Source organism: Paenibacillus sp. 23TSA30-6, from assembly GCF_014858585.1.
Taxonomy (GTDB): Bacteria; Bacillota; Bacilli; order Paenibacillales; family Paenibacillaceae; genus Paenibacillus.
In genome coordinates this window covers 207,407-219,672 of sequence record NZ_SLTL01000009.1, presented here as the reverse complement: position 1 = coordinate 219,672, position 12,266 = coordinate 207,407, and the positions used below count along the sequence as shown (strand labels likewise).

Below are 12,266 nucleotides of genomic sequence, written 5' to 3'. Positions count from 1 at the left end.
GACCAACTTTGCTTGCCAATGGATTTAGAAGAAGATATTCCTCCTAATCACCTCGTTCGTGTCGTTAATGCAGCCGTGAATCGACTGGACGACACCATCTTTGACGCCGCCTATCCCGGCGGTGGCCGCAACAGCTACCATCCTAAAATGCTGACAAAAGTCATCATCTACGCTTATACACAGCGCATTTACTCCTCCCGGCAAATCGCTAAAGCGCTTCGGGAGAATATCCCCTTCATGTGGTTGGCCGGACGGCAACGCCCGGACTTCCGTACCCTTAATCGTTTCCGTTCTCAGCGGATGAAGGACGTTCTTGAAACGGTATTCACCGCCGTGCTTCAATTTCTGGCGGAAGAAGAATACGTCTCCCTGGAGCATTACTTCGTAGATGGTACCAAGATCGAGGCCAATGCCAATCGCTACACATTTGTTTGGGGCAAGGCCGTGACTAAACACAAGGCCAAGTTGCAAGAGAATGTACACGTGCTGTTTGCCAGCATCGAAGCCGCAGAGCACCAGGAAGAGTGCGAGCACCAAGGTAAAGATCTTGTCGAACTCGGCGAATCGTTAGAGATGAGTAGTGAGAAACTCGAACACATGACCCAAGCGCTGGAGTCGCAACTTCTGGACAAGCCCAAGGACAAAACGCTGAAGAAAGCCGTTCGGAAGCTTCGCAAGGATTTGCTGCCAAGGCTGCTGAAGTATGAGCAATACAAAACCCTGCTTGGGGACCGAAACAGCTTCAGCAAGACCGACCCGGACGCGACCTTCATGCGGATGAAGGAAGACCACATGCGAAACGGTCAACTGAAACCCGGATATAATGTGCAGGTCGGAACCGAAAACCAGTTCATTTTAGCCTACAGTGTTCACCAACGACCGACGGATACTCGCTGTTTGCAGCCGCATATGGAAAAAGCTCAGAAACTACTGGGGGGATTTCCACAGACCGTCATTGCAGACGCAGGTTACGGCAGTGAAGAAAACTACGCCTACCTGGAAAAGGAAAAGATCCAGGCTGTCGTTAAATACGGCAGCTACCATAAAGAGAAGAGCAAGGCGTGGAAAGCGGATATCGGAAAGATAGAGAACTGGACATACAACGAGGCAGAGGATACATGGACCTGCAAGGCTGGACAAACACTGCATTTCCGCAGAGAAAGAAAGGAAACCTTAAAGAGTGGATACGAGATTCGCAAACGTCATTACCGAAGCAACTCTTGTGACGGCTGCCTCCTGAAGGACCGTTGTACGAAGGCGGAAGGAAATCGGGAAGTAGTCGTCAGTGTGGAACGGCTAAGATACCAGAACCAAGCTCGGGAAATCCTTCGAAGTGAAGAAGGGTACACCTTGGCCGTGCGCCGAATGACGGAACCGGAAAGCGTATTTGGACAACTGAAAAACAACCGGGGTTTCCGGCGGTTTCTGCTTCGCGGCATGGAGAAGGTGACGCTTGAGGTCGGCTGGCTTTCACTTGCCCATAATGTGCTGAAGCAAGCCGCAGTGGACCAAAAACGCAAAGCAGCGATTCTCCAATAACGGGAGAATCGCTGCTTTGCTGACTTTTGTGGTTTTTTAGAATGAGAAGGGTTGTCTCTAACGTCGAAATCTACTTTTGGGACAGCCCCTTTTGCTTTTTTCTACAGACTGCGGGTGTCAAAACCGGACAAAATGCATTATTTTTCGCGATTTTATGATTTTTAAACGATTTTCTAAATTAAGTCTCCATCTTCAAGCGTGTTAAGGAACATTAGTTCCAACGGTAAGGTGGAGATGAGTTTCAGTTTGGCGTAGCCAAAAAGGTTTGCTTATTATTTGGATAGGTTTATAATCAGTCGTATCGAGTATAAGGATTGGTATATCAATGAAATTAGATAGTAATAATCATTCAGTATTCTTATTGTATTATCATCTCGTACTTGTCGTGAAATATAGAAGAAATGTATTTGATGATGAAATATCCGATTATGCAAAAGACATGTTTGTGCGACTTGCGGAGGGTTACAACATAACTCTAATAGAATGGAATCATGACAATAACCATGTTCACGTTCTGTTCAAAGCACATCCGAACACTGAAATGACAAAGTTCATAAATGCGTATAAGAGTGCAAGTTCTCGACTCATCAAAAGAGATTTTCCGCAAGTCAGAAAAAAGCTTTGGAAAGAAATGTTTTGGTCAAGAAGTTTTTGCTTACTTACAACAGGTGGCTCGCCTGTTGAGGTAATAAAGAAGTATATAGAAAATCAAGGTCAAAAGTGAGGTGAGAATATATGGCTAAATATAATAAAGCATATAAGTTCCGTTTGTATCCAACAGAGGAACAAGCCCACCTTATGCGTAAAACTTTTGGTTGTGTTCGTTTTGTGTATAACAAAATGTTAGCTGAACGCAAGGAAGTATACGAACAATTCAAGGACGATAAAGAAGCCTTGAAAAAGCGAAAGTTCCCTACCCCTGCTAAGTATAAAGATGAGTTTGTGTGGCTGAAAGAAGTCGATTCTTTGGCATTGGCTAATGCCCAATTAAACTTGCAGACTGCTTACAGAAATTTCTATAGTGGAACGACTAATTTCCCTGCATTCAAGAGTAAGAAGGCAAGAAAATCATACACAACCCATGTTGTGAACGGAAACATTATGCTTATGAATGGCTATATCAAATTACCAAAGCTCAAACGGGTGAAAGTAAAACAACATAGAGAAATCCCTGCTGAACATATCATGAAGTCATGTACGGTCTCGATGACATCCACTGGGAAATACTACGTGTCTATTCTCACTGAATATGAGACGGAACGTATTCAAAAACAAGTCGAAACCGTTGTTGGGTTAGACTTTACAATGGCTGAACTATATGTCGGTAGTGAGGATGAGAAAGCCAATTATCCTCGTTTCTACCGTCAAATGTTAGATCGTTTAGTGAAAGCACAACGTACCTTATCCAGACGTGTGAAAGGTTCTTCTCGCTGGAACAAGCAAAGGATGGTAGTAGCAAAGATTCATGAAAAAATCACCAACCAACGAAAAGACTTTCTACATAAGGAATCACACAAATTGGCCAAACGGTATGATGGCGTGGTCATTGAAGACCTCAATATGAAAGGAATGTCGCAAGCCCTGAATTTTGGCAAAAGCGTTGCTGACAATGCTTGGGGAATGTTCACGACATTACTCCAATACAAGTTAGAGGAGCAAGGAAAAAAACTGATAAAATTAGACAAGTGGTTTCCATCGTCTAAGACTTGCTCGTGTTGCGGTAAAGTAAAGGAATCTCTATCCCTTTCTGAACGTATATTCCACTGTGAATGTGGTTTTGTGTCAGATAGGGATGGGAACGCTTCTATTAATATCAGAAACGAAGGATTGCGGCTGTTAGAACAATTGTAGCCCACAATAGAGCATGGTTCAGGCTTGATAGCTAAGTAAATTTCGTACCGTTAGGTACGATTACCTTAGAAGCCCTCACCTCTAAGCCTTAGCGTAAGTGGAGGGTAGTTCACATGAGGTTAATACTTTACGGGTATATTTATATGAGGACTCGGTACGACATTTCGACAACCATCTTTATAAACGATCTGGCAAACCTGCACGGCAAATGGTACAATATTTAAGGATGTATAAGTCATATTGAAACATTCAAGCAGATTCACTCACTTCAATGGGCGTCGTTACTATATCGGACGGCGGTATTGAAGAGCATGACCAAATGCAATTGGCATACTTTTTACAATATGAGGAGGCTAACTATGACTGACCAGAATCAAGCGATTCAAAAGGATGAAAACTCCACGCTCGACAATTTGTCCATTACGACAATCCGTACGTTGGCAATCGATGCTATCGAGAAAGCAAACTCGGGACATCCCGGCATGCCGATGGGTTCCGCGCCGATGGGCTACCAACTTTTTGCTAAAACGATGAATCATAACCCGAATCACCCTACATGGATTAACCGTGACCGTTTTGTACTGTCCGCAGGACACGGCTCCATGCTGCTGTACAGCCTGCTTCACCTGAGCGGCTATGATCTGCCTATGGAAGAACTGAAACAATTCCGTCAATGGGGCAGCCTTACACCAGGTCATCCTGAGTTTGGACACACTGCTGGTGTAGACGCTACAACCGGACCTCTGGGACAAGGCGTAGCTATGGCCGTAGGTATGGCAATGGCTGAAGCTCAACTGGGCGCAACCTATAATAAAGATCAATTCAAAGTTGTGGATCACTTCACATATGCAATCTGCGGCGACGGCGATCTGATGGAAGGCCTGTCTCACGAAGCGGCTTCGCTGGCTGGGCGTCTGCAATTGGGCAAGCTGATCGTATTGTTTGATTCCAACGATATTACACTGGACGGCAAGCTGAACCTGTCTTCTTCCGAAAGTGTTGCAAAACGCTTTGAAGCTTACAACTGGCAAGTACTGCGCGTAGAGAATGGTAACGATCTTCCAGCGATCCAAAAAGCGATTGAGGAAGCACAAGGGGACTCCACACGTCCTACGTTGATTGAAGTGAAAACAGTCATCGGCTACGGAAGCCCGAACAAACAAGGTAAAGGCGGACATGGCGGTACTCACGGTTCCCCACTGGGTGCAGACGAAGCCAAGCTGACTAAAGAATTTTACAAATGGGTATACGAAGAGGACTTCCACGTACCGCAAGAGGTTCGCGAGCATTTTGCGAAAGTAAAAGAGCGCGGCATCGCAGCGAACAAAGCATGGGATGAGCAGTTCGCGAAATACAAAGCGGCTCACCCTGACCTGGCAGCTCAGTTCGAAACAGCCGTAAACGGCGACCTTCCAGAAGGATGGGACCGTGACCTTCCGAAGTACACAACTGAAGACAAAGCAGTTTCGACTCGCGTGGCTTCTGGTAATGCACTGAACGGATTGGCTCCAAACGTACCGTTCCTGACTGGCGGATCTGCCGATCTGGAAAGCTCCACGATGACACACTTGAACAACCTGACGAACTTTACGCCAGAAGACTATGCCGGCCGTAACATCTATTTCGGTATCCGCGAGTTCGGTATGGCTGCTGCGATGAATGGTATGACATTGCACCAAGGGGTAAAAGTATTCGGCGGTACATTCTTCGTGTTTACGGATTACCTGCGTCCGGCCGTTCGTCTGGCAGCTCTGATGGGATTGCCTGTAACTTACGTTCTGACTCACGACAGTATTGCTGTTGGTGAAGATGGCCCGACTCATGAGCCGATCGAACAATTGGCTTCCCTGCGTATTATCCCGAACCTGACGGTTATTCGTCCGGCGGATGGTAATGAAACTTCCGCTGCTTGGGCTTACACGCTGGAAAACAAGAAAAACCCGGTTGCTCTGGTATTGACTCGTCAAAACCTGCCAATCCTGGCTGCTACTGCTGAACATGCACGCGAAGGTATCAAACGCGGTGCTTATGTCGTTGCAGATGCGACAGACGGCAAGCCGGTTGCTCAAATTCTGGCTACGGGTTCCGAAGTACAACTGGCTGTTAAAGCTCAGGAAGCACTTGCGGAACAAGGTATCCAAGTACGTGTTATCAGCTTCCCAAGCTGGGATCTGTTCGAAAAACAAGACAAAGCATATAAAGATTCCGTTCTGCTGCCTGAAGTAAAAGCTCGTTTGGCTGTAGAAATGGCTTATCCACTGGGCTGGGAAAAATATGTCGGCGACCAAGGCGACATTCTCGGTATCAGCACATTTGGCGCATCCGCACCTGGCGACCGCGTCATTAAGGAATATGGCTTTACGGTAGAGAACGTTGTTAATCGTGTAAAAGCTTTGTTGAAATAAAACAACCTATTAAACAGACAGTCGTAACCTGAGTAAGGCTTACGGCTGTTTGTTTAATACATTGAGGAATTTTGTAGCCTTGTGTATTTTTATACTGAGGCTTGGATTAAAACTATGTTATGATGATGCATAAATTTCATTCAACCATTGATGAGCAGATGAGGGGATAACGAATGACACAGTTTGATGGAGTCAGCGTAGTTAAAAAAGCAAATATATATTACGACGGTCAGGTTACAAGCCGTACGGTCATTTTGGGTGACGGCAGTAAGGTAACATTGGGAATTATGCTGCCGGGAACGTATGAATTCGGCACGGATTCCCGTGAGATCATGGAGATTTTGGCAGGGGATTTGAAAGTGCTGCTTCCAGGTGCTGAGGAATGGCTGGAAATTCAGGGAACAGCAACATTTCACGTGCCTGCACAATCATCATTCAAGTTGGAAGTACGAAGCGTAACGGATTACTGCTGTTCTTACCCGGAATAAGTAGCGAAAAAGGGCAAGCACCACTCGACTTTAAGTCAAGTGGGCTTACCCTAAGCTATGCGATATATGCAAAAGCACAGCAACGTGGTTTAAAAAGAAGGATGCGGCCTATTCGAGTGGCTTGCCGCCAATAGTGCGGCCGATCCACGTTTCATAGGTCTTCACCACAGCGGACAAGTCCTCGTCGCCGTAGCCTTGCGTTTGCCCGGCTTGAAACAGGCTCTTGGCAATGGAGAGCATAGGCGTCGGAATGGACAGGCTATCCGTCAGCGAGGCAGCGAGCTTCAAGTCTTTGAGCATCAAGGCAAGTGAGAACTGGTTGCTGAAATCATGCTCGATGATTTTGCGTCCTTTCAGGTCAGCAGCCTTGCTGCCTGCCGATCCGAGCTGTACCAGCTCCAGGAAGCTGTCCGCCGGAATACCGGATTTGGCGGCGATGGCAAAGCCCTCAGCCAGAGCGAGATTGTTAATACCGACCATCGTGTTATGTGCGAGCTTGGCTACGGCCCCGCTGCCATTCGGTCCCATGTGGAGCACTTTTTTGCCCAGCGTATCAAAAACGTCCGACTGTGCGGCAATGGCCTCCGCGTCACCGCCGACCATGAACACGAGCGTACCGTCCACAGCAGCAGGCTTACTGCCCGTTACCGGAGCATCAATGAAGGAACAGCCCAGTTTGTCCGCTTCGGCGGCTAGTTGTTTGACCAGCTCAGGTGAAATGGTGCTGTTGTCCATCACGGTTACACCAGACGTAAGACCGGCAAACACGCCGTGCTCGCCGTAGTAGATATCACGGATCGAGTGATCATCGCTGACCATGGTAATGACCAGTTGCTGACCTTCAGCCGCTTCACGGGGCGTTGAAGCCGTACGCGCGCCTTGCTCTACAAGTGGCTCACAGCGTGAGGCAGTGCGATTGTAGACCGTGACTCCATATCCCTGCTTCAACAGATTGGATGCCATCGGGGCGCCCATGGTGCCCAGTCCGATAAATCCGATGTTTTTCATAGCTAATCACCTTTCTTGTTGGAGGTTGCCGTCCGATGCAGATGCGAGTTCGGCTTGAATTGACTGCTTAAATATAGGTTGATCTCTATTTATTGTAGCATGGGTATCCCACCCTATCTACACTAGGGTCTGGCAAGGCACCGGACGCACAGGTAACGCAAGCTTGTCAGGCCCTGCAAATTAAAGTATCCTATTCCTAAGTCCTTATGTTCGTATTCATGGTCTTAGCAATACAAAACAGGAGGTTCCAAACATGTCTAAAAAAGTTATTTTCGATTACACCAAAGCGCTCTCCTTTATAGGGCAGCACGAAATTGATTATTTTGCAGAACCGATCAAGCTGGCTCATGAACAGCTTCATAACCAAACCGGTGTGGGTTCCGATTTCCTGGGTTGGATTGACTTGCCTACCAATTATGATAAAGAAGAGTTTGCACGCATCCAAAAAGCTGCTGCTAAAATCCAAAGTGATTCCGAAGTGTTGATCGTAATCGGCATCGGCGGTTCTTACCTTGGCGCACGCGCTGCGATTGAAATGCTGTCGCATTCCTTCCATAATGCACTGCCTAAAGACAAGCGCAAAGGCCCTGCTGTTTATTTTGCAGGCAACAACATCAGCTCTACATATGTGAATCATCTGTTGGAACTGATTGAAGGAAAAGACTTCTCCGTGAATGTCATTTCCAAATCAGGTACAACAACAGAGCCAGCTATCGCTTTCCGCGTATTCCGTGCGGCTCTGGAGAAAAAATACGGTAAAGAAGAAGCGCGCAAACGCATTTATGCAACAACAGATAAAGAACGCGGCGCTCTGAAAAAACTGGCTAACGAGGAAGGCTACGAATCCTTCATTATTCCTGATGATGTAGGTGGCCGTTACTCCGTGCTGACAGCAGTAGGCTTGCTGCCGATTGCTACAGCTGGCATTAACATTGAGGAAATGCTCCAAGGGGCGGCAGACGCTTCCAAGGAATACAGCAATCCGAATGTAGCTGAGAACGAGGCTTACCAATATGCAGCCGTTCGTAACGCGTTGTACCGCAAAGGTAAAGCTATTGAAATTCTCGTGAACTATGAGCCGTCCCTGCATTTCGTTTCTGAGTGGTGGAAACAACTGTACGGCGAAAGCGAAGGCAAGGATTACAAAGGTATCTACCCTGCTTCCGTTGACTTCTCGACAGACCTGCACTCCATGGGACAATTCATTCAGGAAGGTAGCCGTAACATTTTCGAAACGGTTATCCAAGTGGAAAATGTACCTAGCCACATCACCATCGAAGCAGATGAGGATGATCTGGATGGACTGAACTTCCTGGCAGGCAAAACGGTGGACTTTGTAAATAAAAAAGCATTCCAGGGTACATTGCTGGCTCACACAGACGGACAAGTACCGAATCTGATCGTGAACATTCCTGACTTAAGCCCTTACTCCTTCGGGTACCTGGCTTATTTCTTCGAAAAAGCTTGCGGCATCAGCGGCTACCTGTTGGGTGTGAATCCGTTCGATCAACCGGGCGTAGAAGCTTACAAGAAAAACATGTTTGCTCTGCTGGGTAAACCAGGCTTCGAAGAGCAAAAAGCTGAGCTTGAAGCGAGATTGTCCGAATAAGGAAGCTGTAAACTCCTGACTGAAACAGGATTTCAGATAGGAGCGTTATAGTGTATAGCACCAAATAAAGTACAGGAAAGCAGTTCACCGGCTGCCAGAAGCGGGGGACTGCTTTCTTGTAAAATGAAGTAAGGAAGGTTATTTGTGATATGTTGGAACAATACCGAACTGTACGCGGCTCCGGCAGCAAGGAAATTGTGATCCGGAAATCCCGTTTTATCGGTCACATCCAGCCTGTTCAGACCGAGGAAGAAGCGGCGGCTTTTATCGAGCGCATTAAAAAAGAGCATTGGAACGCAACCCATAATTGTTCTGCTTACATGATCGGGGAACGAGACGAAATCCAGAAGCAATCGGATGACGGAGAACCGAGCGGTACGGCGGGCAAGCCCATTTTGGAGGTTATTCGTAACCAGAAGCTGAAAAATGTGGCGATTGTCGTTACCCGTTACTTTGGGGGGATTTTGCTGGGAGCAGGCGGTCTGATTCGTGCATATTCAGACGGTGCTGTTGCAGCAATTGAGGCAGGGGATGCGATTACGCGTGTGCTGCATCGTGAAATTTTCGTGGAATTGGATTACACCTGGTTGGGCAAAGTGGAAAATGAATTGCGAAATCGCAGCATCCGTACTGGAGAAACCATGTTTACGGATAAAGTTACCTTAACCTGTCTGCCGCTGGCTGGTGATGCGGAATCCTTCAGCAACTGGATAACAGACTTGACACAGGGGCAATCGCTTGTGTCGGAGGGAGAGCAGCTTTACTTTATTGAAGGGGAATAAAAAATATGGCTAGAAGAGCAGTAGAACAGGAGTTGTCAAGAGGGCGGATTCTGGAAGCGGCCAGGCACTTGTTTATTACCAAGGGCTACCGTGCTATTTCAATGCGCAGCATTGGCCAGCATCTGGGTTACAGTCATGGTTCGTTATACTATCATTTTAAAGAGAAGGCTGAACTGTTCTACGCCATTGTAATTGAGGATTTTAATACGTTACGCGGAATTCTACTACAAGGAGCAACAGGCACCCCAGAGGATGGTCTGAACAGACTGGAGTACTTGATGCTGGAGTTTATCCGTTTTGGCTTGGAAAATCCTTATCAATACGAAATTATGTTCATGATGCACGATGAAGAACTGTTCGCTTACTGTCGCACGGAGCAAAACCGTTGTGTGGAATTATTCGCGTCCATGATCCGTCAGGAATTAAGTGGTCAGGGACATTCAGAGGAAGATTGTTCACGAGTACCGCAAAGTCTGTTTTTGTCTATGCACGGCTTTGTGTCCTTTTACATTCAGGATGGTTTAACATTTGAAGAAATCAGGCCCGCTGCTTTGGCACATGTAAAGCTGCTGTGCAAAAACCTATGAGCGTACCTGCAATCACACGCCTCGGCTATGAATCTGTAGGGCGCTTTTCCGGGTATATTCACTTCATGACGGTGCCTTATCATTACGGTACTTTGCGAAAGCGACTGAGATTGTAACAGACGATGATGCATCCAGCAGGAGAACATCATGGTCTGTTTTTTTGCAAGATCAGCCTTTTATGATTTTCACATGATACTGGCGTCTGCGTGGTCCGTCGAATTCGCAAAAATAAATTCCCTGCCACCGTCCGAGCAACAATTTTCCGTCATGAATAATGACAGTCTGAGAGGGTCCCGTGGTGATAGATTTAAGGTGGGATGCCGTATTTCCTTCCATATGGCGATATTGGGGATGCTCCCACGGATAAACCTCGTCCAGCCTTAAAATCACATCATGTTTGACGTCAGGGTCGGCATTTTCATTAATGGCTATTCCGGCTGTTGTGTGTGGACAATAGATCAGTGCGGTGCCTTCCTGAACTCCGCTTTGTTGTATTAATGAAGCGACCTCACGTGTAATATCACGCATCTCATCTCGTCCGCTAGTGGATAATTCTAAAGTATGCAACATTATCACCCTCTCCCTTCTTCTTATTATTTTACCCATTTTACTTTACCCAATGAACACCTGACGTAATATATAGAGTTGACGACGAAAGCTTTCCTTTGATAAAGTATCACATAAGGAAAACATAGTATATACATTGGAATAATAAAATGATTTCAAATGAGGTACGCGCTTTGCGGTAAGCAAGGCTGCTGCTGTTCCTGCACAGGTTCAGAAGCGGAAAGGAAGTGTACGGTTATGCATGTGGAAGTAAGGGGTCTAAACAAGCATTTCGGTAATTTTCATGCGGTTAAGGACGTATCCTTTGATATTCAAGCGGGTCATCTGATTGGTTTACTCGGTCCGAGTGGTGGCGGTAAAACGTCCATTCTTCGGATTTTGGCAGGTCTGGAACAACCGGATGCGGGCGAAATTCATTTTCACGGGAAAAGGGTAAACGAGCTGGCCCCGCAGGAACGCGGAATCGGATTTGTATTTCAAAACTATGCTTTGTTCAAGCACATGAGCGTGTACGACAATATTGCCTTTGGTCTAAAAGTGAAAAAAAGCTCCAAAGCCCGCATCAAGGAACGCGTCACAGAGCTGGTCGAGCTGACAGGGCTCAAAGGCTTCGAGCATCGTTATCCGCATCAGTTGTCTGGTGGACAGCGGCAGCGGGTTGCTTTTGCGCGCGCCTTGGCACCGGAGCCTCAATTACTGCTGCTGGATGAGCCTTTTGCAGCCATTGACGCCAAGATCCGTCAGGAGCTGCGTACCTGGCTGCGGGAGTTGATTGAGCGAGTGGGGATCACTTCAATTTTCGTCACCCATGATCAAGATGAGGCGATTGAAGTAGCTGACGAAATTATGGTGATTAATCAGGGACGGCTGGAGCAGAAGGGAACACCTTGGGATATTTATAAAAAACCGGGGACCCCGTTCGTAGCTTCCTTTATTGGGGAATCCACGGTGATCGAACAGGCGGGCAGTCTCAAAGGCTTCGAGGAAGCTGCCGGAACGGGAGCACGTGCCTTGATCCGTCCGGAGTATATTGATGTCGGGCCAAGCGAGGAGTTTGCGCTTCTGTCGGCGACCGAGGAAGGCATTGTGAAGCATTTGCATTTCCGTGGGAGTGAATGGATGATTGAAGTACAGGTCGGGAACCATCGTCTCATGACATACCGTTCGCTGGAGAAGTCCACACTGGAGCCTGGTCAGCAGGTGCACGTGCTGGTGCATCGGGCTTATCTGTATAACGATCAGTCCAGTTGGATGGTGGAAAACCGCCTCAAGAAAGATCCAATGCCTATTATGATTTAAAGTTATAACGCGATCATACTTAAGGGGATGTCCGGCCTGAGTTCAGGGGTTTGGGCATGCTCCTTTTGGCGTTGGGCGCTGGAAGGATTTACGCAGACTTGATGTGTTCGTTATAATAGTAGTAAAAACAC

11 protein-coding genes are annotated in these 12,266 nt (G+C 47.0%); 9 read left to right on the top strand and 2 right to left on the bottom strand.

What is annotated here, in order from left to right; translation table 11 throughout:
* The 5 genes from E0698_RS11105 to ppnP form a co-directional block, all read left to right on the top strand.
* Positions 1-1,539: IS1182 family transposase (locus tag E0698_RS11105; protein WP_192511581.1), on the top strand; the 1,539-nt coding region annotated here is incomplete at its 5' end.
* A gap of 325 nt (positions 1,540-1,864) precedes the next feature.
* The gene (gene tnpA, locus E0698_RS11100; protein ID WP_134910679.1) at positions 1,865-2,263 is read left to right on the top strand and encodes an IS200/IS605 family transposase; all 399 of its coding nucleotides are present in this window, start codon (positions 1,865-1,867) and stop codon (positions 2,261-2,263) included.
* Positions 2,264-2,274: 11 nt separating this feature from the next.
* Positions 2,275-3,390, top strand: coding sequence for an RNA-guided endonuclease TnpB family protein (locus E0698_RS11095; protein WP_192511580.1), 1,116 nt, complete (start codon positions 2,275-2,277; stop codon positions 3,388-3,390).
* A 359-nt stretch (positions 3,391-3,749) separates the two neighbouring features.
* Positions 3,750-5,795 carry a transketolase gene (gene tkt / locus E0698_RS11090; protein WP_192511579.1) on the top strand — a complete coding sequence of 682 codons (2,046 nt, stop codon included), beginning with the start codon at positions 3,750-3,752 and terminating at the stop codon, positions 5,793-5,795.
* Between the two features lie 173 nt (positions 5,796-5,968).
* Positions 5,969-6,283 (top strand): pyrimidine/purine nucleoside phosphorylase, encoded by a 315-nt coding sequence (gene ppnP, locus E0698_RS11085; protein WP_134910676.1) that lies wholly within the window; start codon positions 5,969-5,971, stop codon positions 6,281-6,283.
* Positions 6,284-6,391: 108 nt separating this feature from the next.
* Here ppnP and E0698_RS11080 read toward each other — a convergent pair whose 3' ends face one another.
* Positions 6,392-7,291: an NAD(P)-dependent oxidoreductase gene (locus E0698_RS11080; RefSeq protein WP_149094547.1), complete on the bottom strand. Its 900-nt coding sequence runs from the start codon at positions 7,289-7,291 to the stop codon at positions 6,392-6,394.
* A 253-nt stretch (positions 7,292-7,544) separates the two neighbouring features.
* On the opposite strand from E0698_RS11080, the gene E0698_RS11075 reads away from it, so the two are divergent.
* The 3 genes from E0698_RS11075 (at position 7,545) to E0698_RS11065 (ending at position 10,269) form a co-directional block, all read left to right on the top strand.
* Positions 7,545-8,900 (top strand): glucose-6-phosphate isomerase, encoded by a 1,356-nt coding sequence (locus tag E0698_RS11075; RefSeq protein WP_044644687.1) that lies wholly within the window; start codon positions 7,545-7,547, stop codon positions 8,898-8,900.
* 149 nt (positions 8,901-9,049) lie between these two features.
* Positions 9,050-9,682 (top strand): YigZ family protein, encoded by a 633-nt coding sequence (locus E0698_RS11070; RefSeq protein WP_014280426.1) that lies wholly within the window; start codon positions 9,050-9,052, stop codon positions 9,680-9,682.
* A 5-nt stretch (positions 9,683-9,687) separates the two neighbouring features.
* Positions 9,688-10,269 (top strand): TetR/AcrR family transcriptional regulator, encoded by a 582-nt coding sequence (locus E0698_RS11065; RefSeq protein WP_192511578.1) that lies wholly within the window; start codon positions 9,688-9,690, stop codon positions 10,267-10,269.
* A gap of 168 nt (positions 10,270-10,437) precedes the next feature.
* Here the strand turns inward: E0698_RS11065 and E0698_RS11060 are convergent, their stop codons facing one another.
* The gene (locus E0698_RS11060; RefSeq protein WP_192511577.1) at positions 10,438-10,839 is read right to left on the bottom strand and encodes a secondary thiamine-phosphate synthase enzyme YjbQ; all 402 of its coding nucleotides are present in this window, start codon (positions 10,837-10,839) and stop codon (positions 10,438-10,440) included.
* A 234-nt stretch (positions 10,840-11,073) separates the two neighbouring features.
* On the opposite strand from E0698_RS11060, the gene E0698_RS11055 reads away from it, so the two are divergent.
* Positions 11,074-12,135 carry a sulfate/molybdate ABC transporter ATP-binding protein gene (locus E0698_RS11055; RefSeq protein ID WP_192511576.1) on the top strand — a complete coding sequence of 354 codons (1,062 nt, stop codon included), beginning with the start codon at positions 11,074-11,076 and terminating at the stop codon, positions 12,133-12,135.
* Positions 12,136-12,266 lie beyond the last annotated feature (131 nt).